The following is a 25,371-nucleotide window of genomic DNA, read 5'->3' as shown; positions in this document are numbered from 1 at the left end:
TTTATTTGCAGAGTCAATGTCCGTATCTTGTTTATCTCAACAATCCCAAACTCCCGGTCAGCCGATTGACCTTCTTTTTATCCCCGCATATGCCAATGCCAAAATAGCGGTAATCGGCAGCTGTTGATGCTTGAAGTTTCTCCGTATATTCATCATAGTGATGAATACTTTGTGCAACATCGGTGAAGTCAACTGTCAGCAGGTCGTGAAAGTCGTCGGCCTGAAGCTTGCTTCTTAATTCATGAAGCAGCTCGGCATTCCCTTTTAAGATGGGAATGGGGACTTTAACGATTCCAAGGTGTTCGATCCCGGACCCGTCTTTTATATTTTCCCCGAGCAGGCCGGGGTTGTTTTTGCCGAGCGCCGCCCCCAGGATCGCCGCTGTATTGGCGATCAGCCCGAGCGGCAAAGTTTCGTCGATCACAAGTGCGCACTTTGTTTCATTCATCAGATTTGTTCCTCCTTCAGCAGCGGTTTTGGCTTCATTTCTGAAATATAGAGGCCTGTTAATGTAAGCGATCCTCCGACGAGTGCGATCCATGTCAGCTTTTCATGGAGAATGGTGATGGATGCGGCAATCGTAATCACGGGCACCATATATATGTAGGCGCTCGTTTTCACGGCTCCCAGGACACCGACTGACCAGTTCCACGTCACAAAGCAAAGCGCTGATGCGCCAGCCCCGAGAAACAGCATGTTTAACAGGTTGATGGAGGAAGCGAAGGGGCTGAGCGTGAAGCGGAAGTCAAACAGGAATAGGGCTGGGATCATGAATATCAGTCCATAAAGGAAGATCCGCTGTGTACATTGAATCGTGTGATACCGAAATGCGCTGATTTTTTTCATGAAGATGGCGTATACGGCCCAAACGAGCGCTGCGGCACACGCAAGCATATCACCGAGCGGATTCAGTTTAAGCACCGCGTTTCCATTGAAAAAAATGAGTGCGAGGCCGGTAAAAGCGGCGGCAAATCCAATGAAAAAATGCGGTTTGAGCCTCTCGCCGGCAAGGAGAAAATGGGCCAGAACCGCGGTGATCATCGGAATGATGGCTACAATCATGCCGACATTTGAGGCATAGGTAAGGGTGAGCGCGATGTTTTCCAGCAAAAAATAGAGTGTTACACCGCAGAGCCCGGCCCCGGCAAAAAGCAATTCTTCCCGCCAGCTTTTCACTGTCAGAACGTGCGGATGGACGATGATCAGCACGATCAATCCGAGCAGAAAACGGTAAAACAAAATCTCCATTGGCGAAAAATCCTCAAGCAGCACCTTTGTCGAAACAAAAGTCGTGCCCCAAATCAGAATGGTTAAAACAGCCGCAAGGTGTCCGGCGGTTTCACGTCGAGTATTCATCCTTTAATCTCCTGTCTGTCACATTCAAAGATTTTCATATATTGCTTCGGTGTCAGTCCGACCTGCCGCTTGAAAAATTTGGTCATGTGGCTCTGATCGCTGAAGCCGGTCTGAAACGCTGTCTCAATCGGTTTAACTCCTTGTTCCAGCAGCTTTTTCGCATGGTTGATGCGAACGGTCTCCAAGTAGCTGTAAGGAGAAATCCCTTTTTGCTTCGTAAACGACCGCAGCAAATGGTACTTGCTCCAGCCCGTCAGCCGGCTGAGATCGTCCAGCGTAATATTTTCCGTGTAATGCGCTTCTAAATAATCGCAGACCGCTTTCACTTGATCGGACGGCTCAGGCGCGTTTTCCAAAAACGCGACATCAGAGCAGGTCCGGATCAGCTCTTCAAGCAGATGGAGAAACAATTCCTCTTTTTTCAACGCTTTTTCTTTCTGCAAAATGTGGATGTGCAGTTCCTTCAAGCTTGAGGTCAGTTCATGGCGGAACAAGACGTTTTGCGTGAAGTATGGCAGATTTTCTGCTCCCGTCAGTTCCTTGACGGCTTTCATCATCACATCCGGCATAATATTGATGCAGCGGTAATCGAGCGCCTTCCCGTCAATCTGCTCGCAGCTGTGGGTGTCATGCGGATTAAACAGCACAAGATCACCGGGATTGATGATGTATTCCTGCCCCTTGCAAAGCAAATAGCGCTGCCCCTTCTCGATAAAGCCGACCACATAATATTCATGAAAGTGATTCGGAAACTTCTGCATGATGCCTTTGAAGCGGTAAGCTTCAACCTGCAGATCGGGATCCAGAAAAAGCGTCCGGGTTTCGTTTCGCATGAGCGGGCCTCCTGTGTATGATGATTTTTTTAGTTTAGCATGTTTTTGGGGGATTTCTTGTATGATGTTGCTGTAGTGCACCTTTTTATCATTTGCGTTTTTGATATTAAGGAGTGGTAAAGATGATAAATAAATATTAAAGCGGGAATAAAAGATGGATAAATGAAGAAGGGGAGACTTTATAGTTGAAGTGATAGATCGTTTGCGTAATCTACTTACTTGGAGCTAAAGTAGAAGTTGATGCTAAGTAGAGGGAATCCGAGGTGATGAAAAATGTGCCATTTAATAGAATTTCACCTCGTTCATTCAGTTATAGAAAAGATCAAATTGAAATATACGATGATTTTCTTGTGTATAATTCCAGGAGTTTCACGTTCCAGATACTATAATTAATCATGGAGCGCCTTAAATATGATGAATCAGAAAAAACAAGACATTAGGGGCGTGCTGAAAAAAGAAATCAAAACTCATGACATATTACAACGATCACAGATATCAAAGGGGTTAAAAGAAGATGAACCCTGTTCAATAACAGAGATCATCCCATTAACTCTACATCGTCTTTTTCAAAAATGTCCTTTACAAAGGGTACACTTTCATAATTCCTGTCTCCATGCTTGAATTCTATGAACAGGCTGCAGTCATCGCTGCTCCACAAATTAATTCACATGCAGCTCCTGCACCTACATTTACCATAGCAACAGCCCCACAGTATTGGGAGCAAGCTAAAAAACCTAACATTCCACAAGCAAAGTTCTTTCCCCAAACGCTGAAACTTTTTAATTGAAATTCACCCTGTTGGATATCATGGGGATTTTTTCCGAAAACTTTAAATGAGTTATTATGATCTTGAATCAGTCTATCAAGGTCGTCATAATTGCCGCTGAAGTCTTTGGGTATACCTATTAGACTGAAATTAAAAAACTCTTCAGTCTCTTTACTGTATCCTAAAGTATAAATTATGGAATCCCCTTTATCATTTTTATAAGCTCCATAAACAAATTCTAAGTCAGATATTGTACCTTCTTCGTCAATTTGGGCACCCTTGAATAACAAACTTTTATCCTTAAGATCTACTTTTTTATATCCTGCATCTTTATATTCTTCAATGTATTTTTTAAAAGTTTCTTTCCTATCAAGAGCTATCTGCTCAACATTATTCACTTCGTTTTCACTAAGCACTTCAGTTTTCACATTGTAAACGCCTTCAATTTCCGTGATGATTTGTTCCCTATCTTTTTTATTCGTACAAGCTGTACAATCTCCCTTGTCATTACTTCCATTTTCAATGGCTACGACATGAATAGGCATGATAGACACAACAGAAATCAAGAACATTAGCATAAATTTTTTCATACTGCTTTTCTTCCTTTCTAGTAATATTTTCAAAATACGCATAAGCGTATTTTAATCATTACGATCATCTATCCAAGCATCTCCTATCTTTAAATAGAAGTATCTTAGAGTAAAACCTAATACAACTCCGAAGATGATAAATCCGATTGAAAAAATAAGAAATTCAACTGTAAGTACTGGTTTGCCTTTTAAATATCCTATCAGCAACTGTCCTAAGACAAATATCACAGACGCAGCAGTTGTAAGAAGAGGTAAGAGCCTAGCCCATGTGATAAAATTTTTTTTCATCTGTTTTATTGTTAACTTTCCTTTTGCCATTTTCATCACCTCATAAATGAAGGTAACATAAATTTATTTTCAAAAAAATGAACATGAGGAACCAAATTCCATTCAATTTCATTACTTAATTTCTAGTTTTAAATAAAGGCACTTTACACCCTAAGAGCCTGGTCTGAGTGATCCTTCAACTCTTAAAGAAGCGAAAAAAGGGGGTTTCTTGTATGATGAAAAAAAGTGAAGATGGAGCGGGCATCCCTATTTGTTTATGGATGTCGCGGAGCACAAGAGATCAATTACGAGTTGAGTTGAATGAATTTCACTTTTAGTATAAAATTACACTAAAAGTGAAGAGTGGAGGTCCGTCATGGACAAAGACTACATAACAGCACTCATCTCATCAAAATTAAGGTTAATCCGCACGGAAAGCGGTTATACGCAGGAGAAAATGGCTAATGTCCTGGGGATTTCGAAGAAGACGCTTGTTCAAATCGAAAAAGGGAGGTCAACGGCTGGCTGGGCGTATATTGTGGCTGTGTGCGCGCTGTTTCGAAACAGTGAGGTTTTACAGTCTGTGCTCGGTGATGAACCTTTGGAGGTTGTTGAAACTGTGGCACACCGAAGCATTGACCGGCCGAAAAGGAAGACGCTTGGCGGCAGGGTGTGGTGGCGAGAAGTCGCAAGAAAGGGCGACTTTCGTCTGCAGCAAAATTTGATTTCTCACCACTACCGGATTCTCGATTCCTATGACGATCTGTGGTTCAGCACGTTTGAAAAACAGGATGCACTGGCGCGTTTGGACGAGCTTATACATGAGAATGACGGTGTTGAATGATGAAGAAATTAAATGTGATATTATGAACAATTAGTTTTCTCTTGTTAATCGGCCCGTATGCTGTTCTTTATTTGCTCGACCATGGCAATCCGATCATGAATGCGTGGGTACAGGCAGATGCTGAAAAACATTTGGACAGCTTGGGCTATCATGTTCATGACTATAAAGAGCGTCATGTGATGTTGCCGAAGACAGCTATCAATCAAGACGATTTCCAAACACAATATATGGTCGTTTTTCATGATGAGCCTCATGTGGTGTATTACTATGGAAAAAACAAAAAACGGGGGGAATCGTCCAGTTCTGTGAGAAGGATGAACTCGGGTGATATGTCTGTTGGAACAAAGAGACACAGTGAAAAACAGTGTGTATTCAGTTTGCAGAACCGAGATTAAAAGGCGTGCTGTCCGCCGCCCTTTTTCCTACACCAGAACATCATCAAGCAGCTTCCACAGCAACTCCCGCCGATTTCCCGCTTTCATCTTCAAAAAAATCGACTTCAGATGGTCTTGAACGGTGTACACGGAGATGTGCAAGTCGTCAGCGATGTCTTTTGTGGAAAGTCCGCGGATGATCCGGTATACGATCTCCTTTTCCCGTTCAGACAGGCCGTAAGCGTCTGCAACGAGCGGTATCGTATCCGCGGGTGAAGCCGGCTCGAAGGAAACGGCAAGTTGTCCTGAGGGGCCGAAACCGTCCAAGCGGCTCGCTTTGAGGGACAGGAGGGGACGGCCCGGAATGGAAATAACCGTTTTCGCCGGATCATCTGTCTCCGCTGCGGCGCGGGAGCAGACGGCTCTGATCGGTCTCGGTATTGACGTGCCGCCGATCTTTTCCCAGTCTCGGAGGATGTTCAGCCAATGAAGCGCGGCGTCATTGCATGAGATAGGTCTGAGCTCTTTCGACATAATCAGAATGCCGCCGGCATGTTTCATGTGAAACAAGTCCTTTTTTGGTTTTTGATGTCGAAAACGCTGCAAGTGCCGGCCGATAATCGGTGCAAGTGAAGCGAGAAGGGATCGGTCCTTCTCATGAAATGGCGGCTGTCCGCTTTTTCGCCATAGTGTAAGATAGCCCCAGCAGTCCCCCTTGCTTAACAGAACGGCCCGCATTTCGTCCCCAAAACCCGCCGGTTCGAGAACCATGCGGTATCGTTTGCTTTTGTGAAGATCCCCTTCCAGCGCCCCGCTTAACATCGCCGCTGTCTGCTTTGTTTTGATTAATGTTTCGTATTGATTCACATCATCATCCATATATTCAAGTGCAAATAATTGCGGATGCATCCTTTCAATTGGCTCGTCTGTGATCGCTCCGATGGACAGGAGGGTGTTCGGATCGACGGCTGTACAGCATGACGCATCAAATGGAATGGCGCTTCGCAGCGCGGAGAGTACGGCTTCCATGTATTGCGGTGAAGTTTGCGATGTTCGTTCAAGCTCATTGAATTGGTCTTTTAAGGCCCGTTCCATTTGCTTCCCTCCTCTTAAAAATCCCATATTTGTGGGATGGTGCTGTTCAAAAACCTCTTTATAATTGAGAATAATTCTTAATTATTTTACTAAAAGGAGTGCGCCTTGTCATGAATATGGATTGGAATCATCCTGATGTGCAGCAATATGAAAAAAAGATCGCTTTGAAAATCCCTTGTTATCACATGTTATACGATATGATGGACCGTCTGCTGACGGTTCGGCTTGATCAAGATGAAGCCGATGTGCTGGTTGTCGGAGCGGGAGGAGGACAGGAATTGCTGACACTGGGCAGAAGGCATCCGAATTGGTCGTATACAGGGGTCGATCCATCGGCTCATATGCTCAATTTGGCGCGGCATCGGCTGAAAAACGCTCGTCTCCAGCTCAAAGCCGACTTCATTGAAGGAGAAGTGAAGAAGCTGAAGCGGGAGCATCAATATGATGCAGCGACTTGCATGCTTGTCCTCCATTTTGTTCGCGACAAGCGGACATTTTTGCAGAATATTGCGGCCCGCTTAACGGAAGGGGCGCCGTTTTTTCTGGCTGCGATTCAAGGCGACCTTGATTCTGAGTCATTCAGGTGGCAGATGGAAGCCTGGAAGGAGCATATGCTGGGAAACGGAATTTCTGAACCGGAGTGGGAAAGCTTTGCGGCTTCAATCGGCAGGCAGTCTCATCCGGTTCCGGCTGAGGAGGCGGAAGCTTTGCTGAAGGAATCAGGTTTCACGAATGTGACGCGGTTTTTCAGCGCTTATTTAATTGATGGCTGGTTCGCTGTCAAAGGAGGCGGCACATGTTGAAACAGCATATTGTTGTCATTGGCGGTTACGGACATGTCGGCGGTCACATCTGCCGGATGCTCGGAGAGACATACCCCGGGCTTGTGTATGCGGCGGGGAGAAACTTGGACCGCGCGCAGCGGTTTTGCCGGGAAACGGGCGGGAAAGTGAAGCCGATGCATTTCAATAGAGATGATGCGGCTGATTGGGATTGGCTTGAACAGACGAAGCTTGTGATCGTGTGCATTGATCAGGTGGATACGGTTTTGGCTGAGACATGTTTGGCAAACGGTGTGAATTATTTGGACATTACGGCGAACGGTCCGTTTTTGGCACAGCTTGAACGGCTGAATCACGGGCATTGTGAGGGCACAGGTTTGCTGAGCGTCGGTTTGGCCCCGGGACTCACCAATCTGCTGGCGCAGGAAGCGGCAAAGACATTAGATGAGACGAGCCGCATCAACATCACAATCATGCTCGGTTTGGGAGACAGCCATGGGAAAGCGGCGATTGAATGGACGGTGGATCATTTGCATACGGTGTTTGACGTCACCGAAAACGGTGACATCAAAAAGGTGAGCAGTTTCACAGACGGCCGGCAAACAGACTTTGGCGGCCGTTTAGGATGCCGGACTGCTTATCGGTTCCCTTTTTCAGATCAGGCCACATTGCCGCGGACATTGGAGATCCCCTCCGTTTCCACCCGGCTTTGTTTTGATTCCAGGCTGGCGACATTGGCAATTGCGGGCTTGAGAAAAAGCGGTGCTGTTCGCCTTTTAAAAAACAGCGTCATCCGCGGGTGGACCGTCAAGCTGCTGGAATCGCTGAAAATCGGTTCGGCGGAGTACGCGGTCAAAGTGGATGCGGAAGGACTGAAAGGCGGCCGGCATCACGCCGTCGGTTTTTCCATGTACGGTGAGAATGAATCATTGATCACGGCGCGGGTCGCGTTTGCCGCTGCTTCCGCTTTGTATGCCGGAGCTTTTCAGCGGGGAATGTTTCATCTGGAGGAGTTGTTTGAGCTGGAGCGGACAGACGATGTCATGTATGTAAAACGAAAGGAAACGGGAGAACGCTTTGTTATATAATTTGACATATTTTTAAAGAAAGTGAGATGATAAAAATTAGAAAATAATAGAAGGAGATGGGGATTATGCAGCCTGAAGATATCGTCAGAAGCGGACCGAACCAATATATATGCAAAGCCGGCATCACGAAAGAGCTGCCGTCGCTTTTAGAAAGATTTAACCGTCCTGTCATCATAACCGGTGTTCAATCGTTTGCGGCTTTTACAAAACACGTGCAGCTGCCCGCTGATTGGACCGTCATCCAGCATAAAGGCTACAGCTCACTGGAAGGGATACGACGTGCGGCTGAGCGCGCCGGCACAGCCGATATCATCATCGGCATCGGCGGAGGCACTGTGTTAGATACGGCGAAAGCCGCCGCTGATCTGTTACACATTGAAGTCATGACAATCCCGACGATTCCGGGGACATGTGCGGCAAGCACGCCATTGAGCGTGATCTATGATGATGAAGGCAACTTTTCCGGGGTGCAATACCATAAGCGCTCAAGCTATTTAACATTGGTTGATCCGCTGCTGCTTTTATCTTCACCGCTCGCTTATGTGAAAAGCGGGATCGGTGATACACTGGCGAAATGGTATGAAGCGGAAGCGATTATCAGAAATACGGCTGATTCGCTTTCGATCATGGTTCAGACGGGGCTGAGGCAATCCGTCTTCATTCGCGACATCTTGTTGAAAGATGGCCTCAAGGCTGTGGAAAGCATTGAAAAAGGCGAGACGTCTCCAGCTTTAACAAATGTTTTGGAAGCGGTTATTGCGCTTGCGGGAACGGTTGGCGGCTATGCAGGCCGGTACGGCAGAATGGCCGGGGCTCACGCGGTTCATAACGGTCTGACATTTATTCAGGAAACCCATCATGTCCTGCACGGCCAGAAAGTTGCCTATGGAATCCTGGTCCAGCTTGCTTTGGAAGGACGGATGGACGAAATTGCTGAGCTGCTTCCGTTTTACGAGTCGCTCGGCTTTCCGAGAAGGCTATGTGATTTAGGTATTACAGAAAACGTGGAGCAGGCAAAACAAACGATAGCGGCCCATGCGGCCAGACCTGAAGAATCATTATCCCTCATGGGATCGTTTCGCGAAGCTGACGTGATCGCGGCGATAGAATCGCTTGAATAATCGGGAATACGCCCTTGAAGATGGCTTCAAGGGCGTTATTTGTATGGCTCCTCATGTTATTTCTGAAAAAGTTCAGTCTTTTACCGATATAAATAAAAAATGACTTTGCAAAAAAGAAGGGGGAGCAATGTGAAAAAACCGAGGTGGAACAATATCACGATCGGCGGCAAATACGGCATCATCTTTTTTGTGATGTTAACCGCTTTTTTAGCATCCGTTTTGATGACGTACAGTCTGTTGAAGAATACAAGCCAGACGATACAGGATACAAAATCAAAAAATGAAACGGCGGTTCAGTCAGCTAAGCTGATGTCGCTTTATCAAAATAAATATTTACATATACCCGAATATATTATCAACGCCAAGGATGAAAAATTATCGGACTACATGACATACAGCCAGGAGTTTGCCGATACAGCAAAAAAGCTGAAAAAAGAGCTTCATTCAGATGAACAGCTTGAGATGTTTCATCAAATTATCGATAACAACCATGCTTTAGATGAATATTTTTTCAGTAATATCGTACCGAATGTACAGCAGATCAATACCAAAAAGTTTTTGGAGCTGCAGCAAAAAGCGAATCAATTAAAAGAGGAAACTTTGGCGCTCGGTGACAAATTGAAAGAAAACGCTGTCAGTTCAAATGTAGAGGCAATAGGGGACGCACAGTCCAATATTTCGCGGACCATTATGATCCTCGTGGTGTCGATTCTTGTGTCAGCCGTTGTTTCCGCAGGACTTCTCATGATTGTCAGCAGACAGATTAAGAAAAATCTCAATCGGGTGGTTGCCGCAAGCGATGAGATTGCACAAGGCCATTTAAACTTTACAGCCCTTGACTACAAAGGGAAAGATGAAATCGGACAGCTTTCACAATCGATTAATGATATGGGGGAAAGCCTGCGCGAGATGATCGTCGAGGTGTCCAAGATCGCCAATGAAGTTGACAAGCAATGCCTCACGTTTACGAATGTCTCCAGCGAAGTGAAAGAGGGAAGTGAACAGGTCGCCGTCACGGTCGAAGAGCTGGCAAACGGTGCAAGCAATCAGGCCAATGAAGCGGCCAATATTTCCGAACAGACGCAAGAGCTGGCTGGACAAATACAGAAAGCCGATGAAAATGGAGAAACATTGGCGAAGTTTTCTAAAGAAGTGCTGAACGTTTCGGTCGACGGTGATCAACAAATGACGCAATCCTTGCAGCAAATGCACGTCATCAACGATGTGATGGAGGCGTCTGTTGAAAAGGTCAGCATCCTGGAAGAACAAACGCAATCTATCCATCAGCTTGTCGAAGTGATTACGGGCATGGCTGAGCAAACGAACCTGCTGGCCTTAAATGCGTCGATTGAAGCGGCGAGAGCCGGTGATGCCGGACGGGGATTTGCGGTTGTGGCCGGCGAGGTGAAGCGGCTCGCGGAAGAAGTGAAAAACTCTGTCGGAAGCATCACGGAGATCGTCAGTACGATTCAAACGGAGACATCGTCTATGGCAGCGGATTTGAAAACCGGTTTTTCTGAAGTAAACAAAGGAAAAACCCAGATTGAAACATCGGGCCGGTATTTCTCAGAGATCAAGCATAAAGTGACGGATATGGAAGAGCGGGTGTCGGACATTTCCGCCGCATTATCCAATTTCAAACGTTCAAGCGAAGAGATTAACGGCTCAGTTGAGCATATCGCGGCGATATCTGAAGAAAGCGCGGCTGGTTCTGAAGAAATCTCCGCATCTGTTCATGAACAAAGCGGTTCCATTGAAAAAATGGATGAAAGCGCCCGCCTGCTCGGAGAAATGGTCGAACGGATGAACGGGATGATCAAGCGGTTTAAACTGTGATGTTTCAATGAAATGGGAGGTTTTCATGTTGACAGCAAATTTGAAAAGAGGACTGTTTGCGCTCGTCTTGTTCGGCCTGCTGTTCGCCGCAGCGGGGTGCTCGTTCAATACTGTGCAAAAGAGTGCTGAAAAAGAGGAAAAAGTAAAGCTGACTGCCGATTCTGACAAATTATATGTCGGCTTTGCGATCGACACGCTGAAAGAAGAGCGCTGGTACAAAGACAAAGCGGCATTTGAAAAAGAGGTGGAAACCCTCGGCGGAGAAGTCAAAACGCTCGCGGCAAACGGGAATCAAGATGTTCAGCTCCAGCAAGCCGAGCTTTTGATCAACGAAGGCGTTGATGTGCTCGTCGTTGTCCCGACGAATGCGGATGCTGCGGCTGAGATTGTCGACATGGCTCATAAAGCCGGTGTGAAAGTGATTTCTTATGACCGGCTGATTCGCAATGCCGATGTTGATTATTATGTTTCATTTGATAATGAAAAAGTCGGCGAACTGCAGGCAGAGGCCATTGTCAAAAAAGCGAAGAAGGGCAACTTTGTCTATATCGGCGGATCATCTCTCGACAACAATGCCGTATTATTCCGCAACGGGGCCATGAAGGTCCTCGAACCGCTGAAGAAGCAGGGGAAAATTGATATCGTCTTTGACGAATATACGAAAGACTGGCTCCCTGAACAAGCAAAAAAGAATATGAAACAAGCGTTAAAGCAAAACAAGGATATCGATGCCGTCATCGCCGCCAACGACGGTACGGCGGGCGGAGCAATTGAAGCCCTCAAGGAAGCGGGACTGGCCGGAAAAATACCGGTTTCGGGACAGGACGCCGAACTCGAAGGAGTTCAGCGGATCGTGAAGGGAACGCAGACGATGACCGTTTACAAACCGATTCCGACGATCGCCAAAAAGGCCGCCGAAACAGCGATTCAAGCGGCAAAAGGCGAAGAAATCAAAACCGATACAACCGTTGAAAACGGAAAAACAAAGGTGCCATCGATTCTGCTTGAGCCATATGCGGTCACGAAAAGCAATATTAACGAAACCGTTGTGAAAGACGGACATTTGTCAAAAGAAGATATTGATAAATAATGAAACAGCCATCCTGTCGAAAGGATGGCTGTTCGGTTTATTGGAAAGCTTATTTATTTTTATATTTGAACCTCATAAAATAGACAAGGCTGAAAGCTAAAGTAAAAGCAAGGGATTGCAGAACGTAACCTGCTATTATGCTTCCGGTGTTGAGGTACGAATCCATATACCGGCAGCAAAGATGAGAACAGCAATGAAAACCCACAGTACAGACTTAGATTTCATAGATGCTGGGCTGCTAAATTTCCACTTTCACATCAGCGTTCTTCTTCAGCTTCTCCACTTGCTGTCCGAGTTTTTCCTGCCGTTTTTGCTGTTCAAGCAGTTCTTTAATCTGGGATTTGACATCCTCGAACTTTGGCGTGTCTTTTTGATTGCTTTCTTTTTGCTGTGCTGCATACTGGTCGTAATAGTCCTTGATTTCTTTGTCTGTGACTTTATCTTTTGGCAGCTCTTTGTCGATGTATTTTTCGGTTTTGATGCTGTCGGCAATGTCAGATTTAAGGGTTGTTAAGCTTAAATCGGCTTTTTTTAAGGCTTCATTGAATTCTTTCTCATCTTTATATTGCTTTTTCGTTTGGTCGAGCTGTGTTTCGATCTCTTTTGCAGTGGCTTTATAGCCTTTTTTGTCCGCTTCCTGGGAAATGAGTGCTTGTCCGACTAAGCTGTCGATCGTTTGTTTTTTGATCTGCTTGGCGGCATCAGCTGATGTCGGATCCTGACCGGTTTGCTGATACTGCATTTGTGCGGTTGACAGCAGCCTGTTATAGTCTTGGCCGGTGATCTTTTGTTTGTTTACGACAACAACGGTTTTCGTATCATCGACTTTTTGCTTGTCGAGCTTTTTCTGCAAGGCTTTCATTTGTTCTTCCTGGTTCGGCTGCCCGCTTTGAGACGCATCCTTATCAGGCTGAGAAGCGCAAGCGGCTAATACGGCAGCCATTAAACCGATCATGAGAGAGGATATGATTTTTTTCATGGATATCTCCTTTCTTCTCATCAGAAGTCGATCTTGAAGAGTTGATCTAATGTTGCATTCTAACCGATTTGTTCTTAAAAATAAACCATTTGCCATCAATTTTCCAATTTGTCATCGAATTGAAAGGAGATCGTAATGTTTATTTTAAATGTTTCGTATCAAAGCCATATATCTGAAAGTCCTTCATAAATATATCTTGGACCAATTGTTTTGTTTCCTGATTGTAAAAGCTCTCATAAGTTGGCAGGACCCAGTCGAATGATGAGATGGTCAGGACCGTGTCTGCGAACTTCCCTTTTTTCAGCATCAGATCTGACAAATGGTGCGGTGACTTTGACAGCTGTGAAAGCGGTGATTTTAACAATTTGTATTTATTTTCGATTTCTCGGATTTGCGCGGTGAATTGTTCGAGGTAGATATAATGATTGACAAATTCCTCTTCCCCTTTTATATACTGGGGCCCGAGATGACGGTCAAGAGCATGAATATCAGAGCCTAAATCCTTTAGGTGATATAAAAATTCTGTAAACGACAATCCGGTGTCGATGTCTCGGTCAAAAAGACAGATAAAATTCGGCGAGCAGATCGTTGTCAGAAAAGAACTGACTGCCCGTTGGAATGGATTGCGCACGAGTTTGTAGGTATCTTTTTTTCTTCCAAGCAATTGCAAAGAAAGATCATTCATGTAGTCGGGTTGTTGTGTAAAGATCTTATTTCTGTAATGGTGAATGTCTCCTTCAGATGTTTGCGCCGCATCTTCCCAGAGTCCGTTTTGGAAAAAGAACCAGCGATTCAACGTCGTGCAGCCGCTTTTCGGGATCCAAAAGAGAATGATGGGAAAGTCTTTTTGATAAAGCGGGGTATAGGGAAATATCAAATGCTCCAGTTTATCATCTTCAAACATATCGACCACATCCACTCCAATTTAGTTTTTGGCCTTCCCGGGAAGGGACAGCGACCATCTTCATAACAAAATATGCCGCAGCTATTGAGTTGATAGGGCGAAAAAATGAATTATCTGTCAAATAATAAGATGGAAAGATCAAGCTGTCCGCTAATATTCCATCTTTTGAAAAATAAGGTATTCGATGAAACCATCTTATTAAATCGAGGCGGGGCTGTATAGGTCATTTCGATCTAGTATGTTTTGCGGATATGATATCGACAGACTGGAATTAAAATCAATTTCCTATTTAACTAAATTACCCTATAGTGTAATCTTAAAAAGAATACAAGGACATTTAGGCCATTCGAATGAAAAAATGAATTTGTGGAAAAAAGAGGTTCGCCATGGAAATGGGGTATCGGCAGATGGGATGCCAGCTGCCGCAAGCTTCGGTTTGTTTGGATAACACTAAAAGGGGGGGGATAGCATGCAGGTCAGCATAAATGAATATCCGGTTCCGGATCTTGCATCAGGTCCGTATGGAATCGCTTCATGTACGGACGGACATATTTGGTTTACGGAGCAAAAGGGAAATCGGATCGGCAGGATGAAGCCTTCCGGAGAAATGATAGAATACGCTGTTCCGACTGCGAATGCAGGCGTGTCGATTATCGTTCAGGGGACAGACGGCAATCTATGGTTTACAGAATATAAAGCGGGCAAAATCGGGACCATCACGGCTCAAGGCGTGATCGCCGAATACCCCCTTCCGGCCGGAGCGGCGCCGTTTGGGGTCGCTGAAGGACCAGACGGCGCCATCTGGTATACGGATATGGGGAATCATCAAATCGGCAGGATGTCGCCATCGGGGCATGTTACACAGTATGGGCTGCCAAGTCCGGGATCATTCCCTTCGTTTATTGTGAAAGGGTCTGACGGAGCGCTTTGGTTTACACAGAATCAAAGCAATTCGATCGGCCGGATCACGGTGAACGGAGATATTTCTGAATACCCGATTCCGAAGACGCAATCCGGTCCTGTCGGCATCACATCGGGCCCTGACGGAGCATTGTGGTTTACGGAAATTAACGGAAATCAAATCGGAAGGATCACTGCATCCGGAACCATCAGCGAATTTCAGATTCCATCCGAAAATGCCCGCCCCCATGCGATTACTGCCGGCGGAGACGGGGCGCTGTGGTTTACGGAATGGGGAACCGGTCAAATCGGACGAATCACAGTGGATGGAAAAATAACAGAATATCCGATTCCGACGAAGCACTCCGAGCCCCACGGCATTGCTGCCGGACCTGACAAATCGATCTGGTTTGCAGAAGAGTGCGGCCAAATCGGCCGGATCGCGTTTTAAAGCACGCCTATCATCAGATGGGCGTGCTTTTTTGAATGTTCTTTTTCTCATCTATATTTTCGGGATGTTTTTTCCCATTTTTGACGTAATAAATCAAGTAGCATGCCGCCATAAAAGGCACACCGCAAAAAAGGGCGATCCGCTGGTTCGGATCAAAGGCGATGCCGATGCAGGACGCCAGGCACAAGAGAAATGCGGCAATCGGCACGGCCGGATAAAGCGGTGTCCTGTACTTTAAAGCGTCTGCGTTGTTTCCTTCAGATAAAAAGCGTCTGCGAAACATGTATTGTGAGGCAGCGATACTCATCCAGACAACAACCACGGCAAACCCTGAAATCGACACAAGGACAATGTAAACCGAGTCGGGAGCAAAGACGCTCGAAAGAAGCGATAAAATTCCTCCGATCATGCTGAAGATCAGTGCGTTAAACGGTATCCCCTTTGACGTCAGCTTCCGAAAAGCAGGATGGAGCGTGTTTTCTTTGGAGAGCGACCACAGCATCCGGGAACAGGCGTATAAGCCTGAATTGGCCGCGGAAAGCAAAGCCGTCAGAATGACAAAGTTCATGATATCAGCGGCAAATGGCACGCCGATGCGGTCAAAGACAACCACGAAAGGGCTTTTGACGACGCCGGCTTCTTTTATCGGAATCAGGCATGAGAGCACGAAGATCGTACCGATGAAGAAAAGCACCAGCCTCCAAATCGTTGTTTTGATGGCTTTGGGAATGTTTTTTTCCGGGTCGGCGCTTTCCCCGGCCGCGATCCCGATCAATTCCGTTCCTGAAAAGGCAAAATTCACAGAAAGCATCGCCATAAAAATGGGAAGCATACCGTTTGGAAATAGTCCGCCTTCTCCGGAAAAGTTTGATAACAGCGGGGCGGAATCGCCATTTTGTAAGGGAATAACGCCGAATATCGCTGAACCGCCTAAAATAATAAACAATAAAATGGCTAACACTTTAATGCTGGAAAACCAAAATTCCGACTCGGCGAAAAATTTCACTGAGAAAGCATTCAACAGGAAAATCAAGGCGGCGAAAACGGCGCTCCACATCCAGACTGAAGTATGCGGGAACCAGCGCTGCATCAATAATCCGGCTGCGGTGAATTCCGAGCCGAGGGCGACGGCCCAGGTCAGCCAGTAAAGCCAGGCGACCGTGAATCCCGTGCCGGGGCCGATGAATTTGGCGGCATACATATGAAACGACCCTGTGATAGGCATTGCGACCGATAATTCGCCGAGACAAAGCATGACAAGGTAGACGATCAGGGCGCCGACCAAGTAAGCCAAAATCGTCCCGGCCGGCCCGGCCTGGGAAATTGTATAGCCTGAGCTTAAGAAAAGTCCTGTTCCGATGACACCGCCCAATGAGAGCATCACAAGGTGTCTGCTTTGCATTTTTCTTTGAAAGTTCTGATGATTGCTGTTTGATTGTTCCATCATACCTCCAACTTTCTTGCCCATTCGGCAACAGCATTGATGTCTTCCGGGCTTGTCCGGCAGCAGCCGCCGATCAGCCGTGCGCCTGAGTCGTACCAGAGGCGGGCGCTGTCTCCGAATGATTCGCTGCACGCGGGACCATGCCATGTTTTCGTTTCGGGATCGTACGCTTCCCCGGAGTTCGGATAGGCGATAAGCGGTTTATCCGTATGCTTTTTCATTTCACTGATCAGTGATGGAATGTGTTCGAGCGGCGTACAGTTGATTCCCGCCGCGGCGACTTGTTCTTGCCGGTCAAGCCATTCGGCGCATTCGGCGGCAGGCGTTCCGTCGCTGATGAGGTGGCCGTCTTTTGCACTGAAGCTGATCCACGCATACGTTTGGGGGAATTCTTTTAATAGCTTGACGATGGCTCTCGCTTCTTGAAGACACGGGATCGTTTCACAGGCCAAAATGTCGGCGCCCGCATCAATCAGCGCTCTCATGCGAGGTCTGTGGAAATCGACTAATTCGTCCTCGGATACGCCGTAATCCCCCCTGTACTCTGAACCATCGGCAAGAAAAGCGCCGTAAGGGCCTACTGAAGCGGCAACCAGCGGCTTCGGTCTGCCGTTCCGATTTTCAGGAAGAGACCAAAATTCATCCCGCGCTTCGGTGGCAAGCCGGACGGACTCTTTTATCAGGTGAAGCGCTTCTTCTTCGCTCAGACCGCGCTTTAGAAAGCCTGCAATGGTAGATTGGTAGCTGGCGGTTATCGCGCAATCTGCCCCCGCGCTGAAGTAATCCGCATGCACCTGTTTGATAAGGCCGGGATTTTCGATCAGGATTTTGGCAGACCACAGACTGTCATTCAAATCACAGCCATGGCGTTCAAGCTCTGTGGCCATTGCACCGTCAAGGATGATGAGCGGGAATTGATTCAAGATTGACTGGATGGGATTCATAAAAAAATGAGGTTCTATCGTTCGAACCCCAGCCTCCTTTCAGAGTTTTTAAAAATATATGAAAAATAGTTTAAAAGACGGGATCATTTTTGTCAATTGGTGAAACATGACGAATCCGCAACAGAAACGATCTGTTCATGGTATTCGTGAATCGCGGGATGTGGCGTTTGTCTTCAGGTCAAGCGAGAGCACAAAATCATCCAAAGTAGAAGAGCCTGTTACTTGATTTTTCGGGGGCGGGTTCTTTTTTTGCGGTCAATCAAAGCGGCATCCGAGACAATGATAAAACCGGCTGCTTGTGCATATTTTGAAAAGAGCAGAACGAATGCGAATTCAAAATAGAGAAGGGGAATGGGAGATGAAAAAGTTAATCATCAATGCTGATGATTTTGGTTATTCAAGAGGTGTGAATTACGGAATTATCGATGCCCATAAGCTGGGAATACTGACATCGGCCACATTAATGACGAATATGCCGGGTGCAGGTCATGCCGCCCGCTTGGCCCGTGAATCTCCCGAGTTGGGAGTCGGCGTTCATCTGGTTCTCACTTGCGGGAGGCCGCTTTTGCCCGGTCATCGGACCATTGTCGATGCGCGGGGAAACTTTCGCGATCTCGCCTTTTATCAAGGCGCATATACGATAGATGCTGATGAAGTGTACGACGAATGGAAAGCGCAGATTGAAAAATGCCTTGCTTTTGGCCTTGAGCCCGACCATTTGGACAGCCATCATCACATCAATCGTTATCCGCAGATTTCCGAGGTGTTTTTGGCGCTTGCCAAAGAGTACCGCCTGCCGGTCAGACATAATATCGAGACAGACGCTTTACGAGAAAAAAATGTGAATACAACGGACTTTTTCGCGACGGTTCTCGAAACCGCTTTAAAGGATGATGAAGCTATTGCAGGGCTGTTTCAACACCATGATACAGTTGAGGTCATGACACACCCTGCTTATCTCGATAAGGAGCTGTTGGCGGGCTCTTCCTACACTTATCCGCGGGTCGATGAACTTGAATTTTTAATCGATCCGGATGTCGTCCTCCGTTTGCGGACGCTTGCAGATGTCCAGCTTGTACCCTTCAGAAATCTGACATAAGGAGAAACGCGGTATGAAACATTTTCTGCAGTTATTAGGAAAGTCATTGCTGATCCCGATTGCCGTTCTTCCGATAGCAGGCCTCTTGCTGCGTCTGTCGGCCGAAGACATGCTTGATATTCCGCTCTTTCAGGCGTCAGGCGTGATTTTAAGCAATATGGACGTGCTGATTGCCATCGGCATCGCCATGGGGCTCTCCAAAACCAAAGATAAGGGAATACCCGCACTGACGGGATACTTGGCGATCACCATATTAAAAGAAGGGCTCGGCATCATGAATCAGGACCTTGACATGAGCGTGTTCGGCGGAGTCATCGCCGGTTTGGCGGCCGCTTTCATTTACAATCGCTTTCATGACACACGGCTTCCGAGCATGTTCTCATTTTTTGGCGGAGAAAAGTTTCCGCTGACGATGATCGTTTTGCTCATGATCCCGGCTGCGGGCCTGTTTTCCATCGTCTGGCCTTATGCACAGGCAGCCATCGATACTTTTAGCCAGACGCTTGTGGGGCTCGGCGCTTTCGGGGTGTTCGTTTTCGGTTTTTTGAACCGGTTTTTGCTTCCGTTCGGCCTTCACCATGTGATGAACACGTATGTATATTTTGGTCTTGGTCGGTATCAAACGGTTTCCGGTGAGACGGTCACAGGAGAAATTACGCGGTTTTTAAACGGAGATCCGACAGCCGGGTATTTCCTCGGCGGCTTTTTTATCACGATGATCTTCGGCATCCCGGCGATTGCCTTGGCGATTTCACGCGCCGCCAAAAAACGAAAAAAAGAAACGAAAGCCCTGATGTCGTCCGGAGCGGCGACATCAATGATCACCGGAATCACGGAGCCGATTGAATTCACGTTTTTATTTACTTCACCTTTATTATATTTTCTTCATTCTGTCTACACGGGGCTCGCCGGAGCGGTGCTCTGTATGCTGGGCATCCGCCACGGCTTTTCATGGGGAGCGGGCGCCATCGACTATTTGCTGAACCTCAATTTATCAGATCGCGGATTATGGATCATACCGGTCGGACTTCTCTTTTTTGCTCTTTACTATGTGACGTTTTACTTCATCATTACAAAGCGCAACATACCGTTGATCGGAAGAGAACAAGATGCACCTGAAGCAAACACATCCCATCCATCGATGGCTCACGGCATTCTCCACCATATTGGCGGCCCGGAGAATGTCCTATCATGCGACAACTGTATGACGCGTTTGCGATTGAAGTTAAGAGACGCGTCATTGGCGGATGAAGCCATGTTGAAGGACTTGGGGGCGCACGGCGTCGTCAAAATTGATCAGCATCATATCCAGATCGTGATCGGCACAAAAGCGGGGAATGTCAAAAAAGAAATGGAGACAATTATAGAGCAGCTCCCGCCAGATGAGAAATAATCACATGTTATAATGTCGGACGAAAAGAACGTATTGAAAACGTACACGAGGCTTTATGTTGACAATCTGGAAACCGCTCTGCCGTTTTATGAACAGATGTTGGAACTGAGATGTCAATATCCCGAAATGAAGCTGGAAAATCGCGGCTGTCGGCGGTTAAAACCATTCACCGAGACAAAAGCGACCTTGATCGTCGATTCTGTGGAAGAATGGAAAGAATACCTCATAGGCAGAGGCGCTTCTGTCATTCGCGATATCAAAGAAGTTCCGACCGGTAAAAACATGACACTGAAGCATCCCGACTCCTCGGTATTCGAATATGTGGAATTTTTGAGCAGATAAAGCTTGCACCTCCAGCAGCGTGAGGCGGTATGATTGGTATGAACCGTTCGTTGGAGGTGTCTTACATGAAACAAGAACCTTATTATTCAATTGGCATTTTCTCAGAAATGACAGGTACATCGATTCGGACGTTGCATGATGATGATGAAATCGGCCTGCTGAAGCCTCAAAAAGCGCCCGGTTCCGGATCGCTATATGAAGGCGAGCCTCCCCATTTGTCGGAGAGGATGTTTTGGCGGGATTAAGCAAAATTGAGGCGATCGAATCGCAGCCGTATGCAAATAAGCTGCCATCGCCATTTACAAAAGAGGAGGAAGAGTGGCTGCAGAAAGTGATCGGACATTATATCATGCACAATGATATGGATGTTGAAAAAGAGGAATGAAAACGGTTCCGGCTGCTCGACCGGAACTTTTTAATGCAAAATATCCGGCTCGACTTTCGTCATATCATTTTGAAGTGAGACATGAAGTTCATGTTGTTGATTGACTGAAGCGAAAAAAACCGCGCCGATTTGTTCGATTCCTCTCTCTTTCAACTGATCGATGAGCCAGCTTTCCGATATATGTAATTGGCGAAGGACGGAAGCGTAAATTTTTCCGTCGACGATGACAGGGTAGGAAAATCCGCCGCGGCTTTTTTGGATTCCCAAATCTTCTGCGGTAACCTCCATCTTATCCGGTTTTTTGTAGACCGTTAAATTTCCGTTTGCCTCTATAAACGCCATTTCAACGTCACCGACATTAAAAACGTCTTTTTCCCGAAGCATCTGCAAAATATTATCGATCGAATAACGGATCCGCTTTAAATTGCCGACGATGAATGTTCCATCTTTAATGACAATGGTCGGTTCAAATGTGATCAGACGCCCTAGTGTTCTGCTTTTAATCATGATTTTTGATGTGAGCCTTTGCAAAAGTGCGATCGCCAAAACCGCAAAAGCGGTATGCAAATGTTCGATTTTTGGATCGGCGATATCCGCCCCCACAACGGCTCCGAGCGTAATAATGATTAAAAAATCAAAGACCGGCATTTCCCCGATCGAACGCTTACCCATATACAATGTGACCATTAACAAAAACGGTAAAATCGTAATAATCCGACCATAAACGAGTAAAATTTCTTTCGCAGTTTCCATTGTTTTACTTCCTTTTTCGCTTTTTCTGCTTCGACCATTTATATTTTGGCTGAAATAAAGGATCTTATTTAAGAAATTAGCCGGAAGGAAAAGGCTGACCCGTGAGAAAAAAGCGCTAAAACGAAAAGGAGGAAATAATCCGAAATTCTCTCAGAATTTTCTGGTAATTATGGTATGATGAAGCGGCAGGAGGGAGGTGTTTGATATTCCGGCATCTTCTTCAACACTCCATTGCCCGGTCTTCTTTTACGATTCTGGATAGGTTCATCACTTCCTTTTAGAAACGACTGTAAAACGCTTTTTAAAAGAAAGGGAAGTGAGACCATGAATGTAAAGAAGCCATTTCTGCTGATTGCGGTTTTTTTGATGATCTTCAGCTCGATGTTGTCTTTCATGCCCCGTCAGGCATTCGCTGACACATTTGCCGGTGATCCGAGTACAAAGGTGTCCGGCTGGGCTTATGACGAAAGCATTGGCGGCTATCTGCCGACTGAGCAAATTAAAGCAGCCGATGATCCATCAAGGCTCGCATACTGTTTGCAGCCGGGGAAAAGCTCGCCTGACAATGCCGATATGCCGTCAAGCGGCCGAATGAATGATAAGGTGTACCGGATTTTAACATACGGCTACCCCAGCGCATCCCCCCCTGAATTGGGTGTAACAAGCAAAGCGAAAGCCCATTATGCGACGCAAGTGGCCGTCTGGATTGCTGTCGGCGAAGTGACAGAAAAAAACCTTACATATCGTGATGAGAGGATTGAAGAAGCAGTCCATTTCCTTTTGGAAAAAGCGGACCGTGCGGATGATACACAGGACATAACGCTTACCGTGACGCCAAAGGACGCCAAAGCGTCAATTCGCGGTCATGATTTGCAGACACCGCCTTATACAGTCAAAAGCAGTGCGGCCGGTACATACACGGTATCTTTAAAACATGCGCCGAAACAGGCGGTGGTAACGGATATCGAAGGAAACGTGAAGAAACGGTTTAAAACAAATGAATCATTTCAAATCATGTTGCCGAAAAACACCCCGACATCAACGATGGACGTGCACATCGATGCAGAACTGAAGCAATTGATGACGATGAAATATCGATCTGACGGCACATATCAAGACGTTGTGACATTAACGAACGCCAAGAAGCATATTCAGGCGGCTGCAGCGGCTTCATGGGAGACAAAAGGCGCCATCCAAATCGTAAAAACCGATGACGAAGACAAGCCTCTGTCAGGTGTCGCATTCGATTTGAAGGATGAAAGCGGCCGGAAAGTCGCATCGCTTGTGACCGATGATTCCGGACAAGCCACAGCCGAAAACCTGCCGCTTGGAACATACACAGTTGTTGAAACACAAACAAAGGAAGGGTTCGTGCTGAATCCTGATCCTCAAACCGTGGTTGTCAAAACCGAAGAAACCTCTGTGCTGACTTTTGTCAATGAAAAGATGACAGGCGGCGTCAAAATCAAGAAGACGGATGAAAATGGACGCGCTCTGCAAGGCGCTGCATTCACACTGTTTGACAAGAATGGAGAAAAGCTGAAAACAGCGCTTACAAATGATCAAGGAGAAGCCTTTTTCGATCATGTCGAGTACGGACAATATACAGTCAAAGAAACAAAGGCACCGCAAGGTTTTGTGCTTGATCCAACGAAACATCTGCTGAACATCAGAGGAGACGGGCATGTCGTTAAGTTTCATATTGAGAACAAAGCGATCAAGGGCAGCGCAGAATTGATCAAGGTGGATGAAAAGCAGCCGCAGAAAACATTAGAGGGTGCCGTGTATGAGCTGAAACATGAGGACGGCGCGGTCATCGGTGAATATCGTACAAATGAAGACGGAAACATCTCTGTTGACAACCTGCCATCCGGTTCTTATATCTTTACAGAGAAAAAAGCGCCGCGCGGTTATGTACTAGATCCTGAACCGCTTCGATTTTCGATTTCAGAAAACGGTCAGACAGTAAAGCTTAAGGCATCCAATCACAAGATGACAGGCTCGCTTGAGCTGACCAAAACCGATGCAGCAGATGGGAACACCCGTTTAAAAGGCGCGGAATTTGTTATTCGCAATGAAACGGGAGAGGAAGTCGCCAGAGGAAAAACCGGTGAAAACGGAATCGCCCGATTCGACAGGCTTCCTTACGGGAAATACACTTATACGGAAACAATCGCCCCGAAAGGATATGTTTTAAATGAAGAAACATTCGCATTTGAAATCAAAAAAGATGGGCAAATCGTAAAGCATACGGTAGAAAATCATAAGGAAGAGACAAATACCGCAGCTCCTCCTGCCAAAAAGGATAGAGACACTGGACATGTCGAAAAAACAGGAGGACACCTGCTGCCGAATACAGGAAATGACGGCCTGTATCGTGCTTTACTCATTGGACCCATCCTTCTTATTATCGGATGTGTCACATATGTTTTAAACCGCAAAAAGACTCAAAATCAAAGGGTGTAAATCTTCACGAAAAGGACAGCTTTACGGCTGTCTTTTTCGCGAAAAGAGCTCGAGGACAGACCCTGCGCCCACGCCGAGCAAATAAGCAAACAAATCGCTCCATAAAAATCCGTATCCAAGGATGAGGCCGCCGAGCGGAATAGTTCGCAAACGGTCGATCCACGGAGCGTGGTAAAGCTGGCTGAACTCTATTAAAAAGCAAAACAACAGCGCTCCGAGCGCTACCGCTCGTGTGCCGGCTTTGTTGAACAGAAATCCAAACCCAAAGAAAATCATCAGCGCCCAAAGCGCATCTCCTGCATAAGAATTCACAATATCCGGCAGCATGCCGGCCATTTTCCTTACACCTAACCCCGCCGCCATGGCCGCAAACGTCAATCCTGCCTGCCGGGTGCGGCTGCGTTTTTTTGTCATGATAAACCCCATTTCTCTATATGTTCGAAGAACATTTTAGCACTGATCAAGTTTCACATTGAAACTTTCATTTGCCGTGTTCGTAAAAAGTAAGGTAAATCAGCATTTCACAAAAAGGAGATTGGGCAATGTCAATAGACCTGCAAAAGAAAAGTCTCAATATCGTCCTCGAGAAAAAACAATTAACCGATGTGAAGGCAAAGGTCGGTTTAGTGCTGGATATCACCGGTTCGATGAGGGGGCTTTACAAACAAGGAACCGTACAAAAGACTGTCGAAAGAGTGCTGGCTGTCGCCGATCGGTTTGATGACGACGGAATGCTCGATGTTTGGGTGTATGACAATGAATTTTCCCGGCTGGCACCGATAACAGAAAAGGATTTTAGCGGGTATGTCAACAGGGAAATCATTAACAATGCCGAGGTGCATAAATTTGGAAGGAATAATGAACCGCCGGTCATGAAAGATGTCCTGCAGAAATACACCGTTGAAGAACGCAGTGAATATCCTGCTTTTATCGTTTTTATCAATGATGGCGGCTGCAAAAAATCGATCAAACCGATTATTGAAGCATCCTCAGATAAACCGCTTTTCTGGCAGTTTGTCGGAATCGGCGGGGGGAATTTCGACTTTCTTAAAAAAATCGATGAGCTGGAAGGGCGTTTTGTCGACAACGCCAATTTTTTTCACATTGAAGATATTGACCGGCTGACAGATGATGAATTATATGACTCGCTTCTCAATGAATTTCCCAAATGGTTAAGAGAAGCAAAGCAAAAAGGTATTGTCAAAGAAGAGCTTCAGACTGAAAAGCCGAAGAAAAAAGGGATTTTCAGCAGGTTGTTTGGAAGATGAA

Annotated in this window: 25 protein-coding genes and 1 pseudogene; 14 read left to right on the top strand and 12 right to left on the bottom strand. The window is 46.3% G+C overall.

Translation table 11 applies throughout. From position 1 onward, the window contains the following. Window positions 1-31 precede the first annotated feature (31 nt). From M654_RS22510 to M654_RS22490, 5 genes are all read right to left on the bottom strand, one after another. Entirely contained in the window at window positions 32-451 is a 420-nt protein-coding gene (locus tag M654_RS22510; RefSeq protein WP_026585690.1) for a DUF2000 domain-containing protein, read from the bottom strand. Then, window positions 448-1,356: a DMT family transporter gene (locus tag M654_RS22505; RefSeq protein WP_026585691.1), complete on the bottom strand. Its 909-nt coding sequence runs from the start codon at window positions 1,354-1,356 to the stop codon at window positions 448-450. Before M654_RS22505 ends, M654_RS22510 begins: the two co-directional genes overlap by 4 nt. Continuing rightward, on the bottom strand, window positions 1,353-2,189 hold the full coding sequence (locus M654_RS22500) for an AraC family ligand binding domain-containing protein (RefSeq protein WP_026585692.1): 837 nt from the start codon (window positions 2,187-2,189) through the stop codon (window positions 1,353-1,355). Before M654_RS22500 ends, M654_RS22505 begins: the two co-directional genes overlap by 4 nt. A gap of 624 nt (window positions 2,190-2,813) precedes the next feature. Next, window positions 2,814-3,545, bottom strand: coding sequence for a putative immunity/bacteriocin fusion bifunctional protein (locus M654_RS22495; RefSeq protein ID WP_026585693.1), 732 nt, complete (start codon window positions 3,543-3,545; stop codon window positions 2,814-2,816). 51 nt (window positions 3,546-3,596) lie between these two features. Beyond that, window positions 3,597-3,863, bottom strand: coding sequence for a hypothetical protein (locus M654_RS22490; RefSeq protein ID WP_026585694.1), 267 nt, complete (start codon window positions 3,861-3,863; stop codon window positions 3,597-3,599). A gap of 325 nt (window positions 3,864-4,188) precedes the next feature. Here M654_RS22490 and M654_RS22485 point away from each other — a divergent pair, with 325 nt between their 5' ends. Further along, window positions 4,189-4,656, top strand: coding sequence for a helix-turn-helix transcriptional regulator (locus M654_RS22485; RefSeq protein ID WP_026585695.1), 468 nt, complete (start codon window positions 4,189-4,191; stop codon window positions 4,654-4,656). Between the two features lie 422 nt (window positions 4,657-5,078). Here M654_RS22485 and M654_RS22480 read toward each other — a convergent pair whose 3' ends face one another. Beyond that, window positions 5,079-6,125 (bottom strand): helix-turn-helix transcriptional regulator, encoded by a 1,047-nt coding sequence (locus M654_RS22480; protein ID WP_026585697.1) that lies wholly within the window; start codon window positions 6,123-6,125, stop codon window positions 5,079-5,081. Between the two features lie 110 nt (window positions 6,126-6,235). Here M654_RS22480 and M654_RS22475 point away from each other — a divergent pair, with 110 nt between their 5' ends. The 5 genes from M654_RS22475 (at window position 6,236) to M654_RS22455 (ending at window position 12,042) form a co-directional block, all read left to right on the top strand. Continuing rightward, window positions 6,236-6,928, top strand: coding sequence for a class I SAM-dependent methyltransferase (locus M654_RS22475; protein WP_051290322.1), 693 nt, complete (start codon window positions 6,236-6,238; stop codon window positions 6,926-6,928). Next, entirely contained in the window at window positions 6,922-7,995 is a 1,074-nt protein-coding gene (locus M654_RS22470) for a saccharopine dehydrogenase family protein (protein WP_081692809.1), read from the top strand. The genes M654_RS22475 and M654_RS22470 overlap by 7 nt, the downstream gene beginning before the upstream one ends. 65 nt (window positions 7,996-8,060) lie before the next feature. Beyond that, window positions 8,061-9,116, top strand: a complete 1,056-nt coding sequence (locus tag M654_RS22465) for an iron-containing alcohol dehydrogenase family protein (protein WP_026585700.1) — start codon at window positions 8,061-8,063, stop codon at window positions 9,114-9,116. 129 nt (window positions 9,117-9,245) lie between these two features. Further along, window positions 9,246-10,952, top strand: coding sequence for a methyl-accepting chemotaxis protein (locus M654_RS22460; RefSeq protein WP_026585701.1), 1,707 nt, complete (start codon window positions 9,246-9,248; stop codon window positions 10,950-10,952). 25 nt (window positions 10,953-10,977) lie between these two features. After that, window positions 10,978-12,042 carry a sugar ABC transporter substrate-binding protein gene (locus tag M654_RS22455; RefSeq protein WP_026585702.1) on the top strand — a complete coding sequence of 355 codons (1,065 nt, stop codon included), beginning with the start codon at window positions 10,978-10,980 and terminating at the stop codon, window positions 12,040-12,042. Between the two features lie 238 nt (window positions 12,043-12,280). Here M654_RS22455 and M654_RS22450 read toward each other — a convergent pair whose 3' ends face one another. Then, on the bottom strand, window positions 12,281-13,021 hold the full coding sequence (locus M654_RS22450) for a SurA N-terminal domain-containing protein (protein WP_026585703.1): 741 nt from the start codon (window positions 13,019-13,021) through the stop codon (window positions 12,281-12,283). 139 nt (window positions 13,022-13,160) lie between these two features. Then, complete coding sequence (locus tag M654_RS22445) at window positions 13,161-13,925, bottom strand: sulfotransferase family 2 domain-containing protein (RefSeq protein ID WP_026585704.1); 765 nt, start codon at window positions 13,923-13,925, stop codon at window positions 13,161-13,163. 469 nt (window positions 13,926-14,394) lie between these two features. Here M654_RS22445 and M654_RS22440 point away from each other — a divergent pair, with 469 nt between their 5' ends. Next, on the top strand, window positions 14,395-15,276 hold the full coding sequence (locus M654_RS22440) for a Vgb family protein (RefSeq protein WP_026585705.1): 882 nt from the start codon (window positions 14,395-14,397) through the stop codon (window positions 15,274-15,276). Between the two features lie 13 nt (window positions 15,277-15,289). Here M654_RS22440 and mmuP read toward each other — a convergent pair whose 3' ends face one another. Together mmuP and mmuM are read right to left on the bottom strand one after the other, a co-directional pair. After that, on the bottom strand, window positions 15,290-16,720 hold the full coding sequence (mmuP, locus tag M654_RS22435; RefSeq protein ID WP_081692810.1) for an S-methylmethionine permease: 1,431 nt from the start codon (window positions 16,718-16,720) through the stop codon (window positions 15,290-15,292). Then, a complete protein-coding gene (gene mmuM, locus M654_RS22430) occupies window positions 16,720-17,664 on the bottom strand; it encodes a homocysteine S-methyltransferase (RefSeq protein WP_026585706.1) in 945 nt (314 codons plus the stop codon). Before mmuM ends, mmuP begins: the two co-directional genes overlap by 1 nt. Before the next feature lie 358 nt (window positions 17,665-18,022). On the opposite strand from mmuM, the gene chbG reads away from it, so the two are divergent. The 5 genes and pseudogenes from chbG to M654_RS24050 all read left to right on the top strand — a co-directional run bounded on the left by chbG (window position 18,023) and on the right by M654_RS24050 (window position 20,883). Beyond that, window positions 18,023-18,763, top strand: a complete 741-nt coding sequence (gene chbG / locus M654_RS22425; RefSeq protein ID WP_026585707.1) for a chitin disaccharide deacetylase — start codon at window positions 18,023-18,025, stop codon at window positions 18,761-18,763. A 13-nt stretch (window positions 18,764-18,776) separates the two neighbouring features. Beyond that, entirely contained in the window at window positions 18,777-20,156 is a 1,380-nt protein-coding gene (locus tag M654_RS22420) for a PTS transporter subunit EIIC (RefSeq protein WP_026585708.1), read from the top strand. A 12-nt stretch (window positions 20,157-20,168) separates the two neighbouring features. Then, window positions 20,169-20,498: a VOC family protein gene (locus tag M654_RS22415; protein WP_051290324.1), complete on the top strand. Its 330-nt coding sequence runs from the start codon at window positions 20,169-20,171 to the stop codon at window positions 20,496-20,498. Between the two features lie 65 nt (window positions 20,499-20,563). After that, a pseudogene (locus M654_RS24055) lies at window positions 20,564-20,686 on the top strand (MerR family DNA-binding transcriptional regulator); the annotation flags it as partial. A 44-nt stretch (window positions 20,687-20,730) separates the two neighbouring features. Beyond that, on the top strand, window positions 20,731-20,883 hold the full coding sequence (locus M654_RS24050) for a hypothetical protein (RefSeq protein ID WP_236251175.1): 153 nt from the start codon (window positions 20,731-20,733) through the stop codon (window positions 20,881-20,883). Window positions 20,884-20,913: 30 nt separating this feature from the next. Here M654_RS24050 and M654_RS22405 read toward each other — a convergent pair whose 3' ends face one another. Further along, window positions 20,914-21,636, bottom strand: a complete 723-nt coding sequence (locus M654_RS22405) for a DUF421 domain-containing protein (protein ID WP_026585711.1) — start codon at window positions 21,634-21,636, stop codon at window positions 20,914-20,916. A 324-nt stretch (window positions 21,637-21,960) separates the two neighbouring features. Between M654_RS22405 and M654_RS22400 the strand changes: the two genes are divergently transcribed. Then, window positions 21,961-24,102, top strand: coding sequence for a thioester domain-containing protein (locus tag M654_RS22400; protein ID WP_051290325.1), 2,142 nt, complete (start codon window positions 21,961-21,963; stop codon window positions 24,100-24,102). 21 nt (window positions 24,103-24,123) lie between these two features. On the opposite strand, the gene M654_RS22395 is transcribed toward M654_RS22400, so the two are convergent. Next, window positions 24,124-24,516, bottom strand: coding sequence for a ribosomal maturation YjgA family protein (locus tag M654_RS22395; RefSeq protein WP_026585712.1), 393 nt, complete (start codon window positions 24,514-24,516; stop codon window positions 24,124-24,126). Window positions 24,517-24,644: 128 nt separating this feature from the next. Between M654_RS22395 and M654_RS22390 the strand changes: the two genes are divergently transcribed. Continuing rightward, entirely contained in the window at window positions 24,645-25,370 is a 726-nt protein-coding gene (locus M654_RS22390; RefSeq protein WP_035427832.1) for a vWA domain-containing protein, read from the top strand. Window position 25,371: the final 1 nt, after the last annotated feature.

It is taken from the genome of Bacillus sp. NSP9.1, assembly GCF_000465465.2.
Taxonomy (GTDB): domain Bacteria; phylum Bacillota; class Bacilli; order Bacillales; family Bacillaceae; genus Bacillus; species Bacillus sonorensis_A.
Note: the sequence above shows the minus strand (reverse complement) of the source record. Positions and strands in the feature narration are given on the sequence as shown.

Coding starts and splice junctions, on each gene's coding strand:
- M654_RS22505 (WP_026585691.1), bottom strand. CDS start 1,356: ATGAATACTCGACGTGAAACCGCCGGACACCTTGCGGCTGTTTTAACC.
- M654_RS22500 (WP_026585692.1), bottom strand. CDS start 2,189: ATGCGAAACGAAACCCGGACGCTTTTTCTGGATCCCGATCTGCAGGTT.
- M654_RS22495 (WP_026585693.1), bottom strand. CDS start 3,545: ATGAAAAAATTTATGCTAATGTTCTTGATTTCTGTTGTGTCTATCATG.
- M654_RS22490 (WP_026585694.1), bottom strand. CDS start 3,863: ATGGCAAAAGGAAAGTTAACAATAAAACAGATGAAAAAAAATTTTATC.
- M654_RS22485 (WP_026585695.1), top strand. CDS start 4,189: ATGGACAAAGACTACATAACAGCACTCATCTCATCAAAATTAAGGTTA.
- M654_RS22480 (WP_026585697.1), bottom strand. CDS start 6,125: ATGGAACGGGCCTTAAAAGACCAATTCAATGAGCTTGAACGAACATCG.
- M654_RS22475 (WP_051290322.1), top strand. CDS start 6,236: ATGAATATGGATTGGAATCATCCTGATGTGCAGCAATATGAAAAAAAG.
- M654_RS22470 (WP_081692809.1), top strand. CDS start 6,922: ATGTTGAAACAGCATATTGTTGTCATTGGCGGTTACGGACATGTCGGC.
- M654_RS22465 (WP_026585700.1), top strand. CDS start 8,061: ATGCAGCCTGAAGATATCGTCAGAAGCGGACCGAACCAATATATATGC.
- M654_RS22455 (WP_026585702.1), top strand. CDS start 10,978: ATGTTGACAGCAAATTTGAAAAGAGGACTGTTTGCGCTCGTCTTGTTC.
- M654_RS22450 (WP_026585703.1), bottom strand. CDS start 13,021: ATGAAAAAAATCATATCCTCTCTCATGATCGGTTTAATGGCTGCCGTA.
- M654_RS22445 (WP_026585704.1), bottom strand. CDS start 13,925: ATGTTTGAAGATGATAAACTGGAGCATTTGATATTTCCCTATACCCCG.
- M654_RS22440 (WP_026585705.1), top strand. CDS start 14,395: ATGCAGGTCAGCATAAATGAATATCCGGTTCCGGATCTTGCATCAGGT.
- mmuP (WP_081692810.1), bottom strand. CDS start 16,720: ATGGAACAATCAAACAGCAATCATCAGAACTTTCAAAGAAAAATGCAA.
- mmuM (WP_026585706.1), bottom strand. CDS start 17,664: ATGAATCCCATCCAGTCAATCTTGAATCAATTCCCGCTCATCATCCTT.
- chbG (WP_026585707.1), top strand. CDS start 18,023: ATGAAAAAGTTAATCATCAATGCTGATGATTTTGGTTATTCAAGAGGT.
- M654_RS22420 (WP_026585708.1), top strand. CDS start 18,777: ATGAAACATTTTCTGCAGTTATTAGGAAAGTCATTGCTGATCCCGATT.
- M654_RS22415 (WP_051290324.1), top strand. CDS start 20,169: ATGTCGGACGAAAAGAACGTATTGAAAACGTACACGAGGCTTTATGTT.
- M654_RS22405 (WP_026585711.1), bottom strand. CDS start 21,636: ATGGAAACTGCGAAAGAAATTTTACTCGTTTATGGTCGGATTATTACG.
- M654_RS22400 (WP_051290325.1), top strand. CDS start 21,961: ATGAATGTAAAGAAGCCATTTCTGCTGATTGCGGTTTTTTTGATGATC.
- M654_RS22395 (WP_026585712.1), bottom strand. CDS start 24,516: ATGACAAAAAAACGCAGCCGCACCCGGCAGGCAGGATTGACGTTTGCG.
- M654_RS22390 (WP_035427832.1), top strand. CDS start 24,645: ATGTCAATAGACCTGCAAAAGAAAAGTCTCAATATCGTCCTCGAGAAA.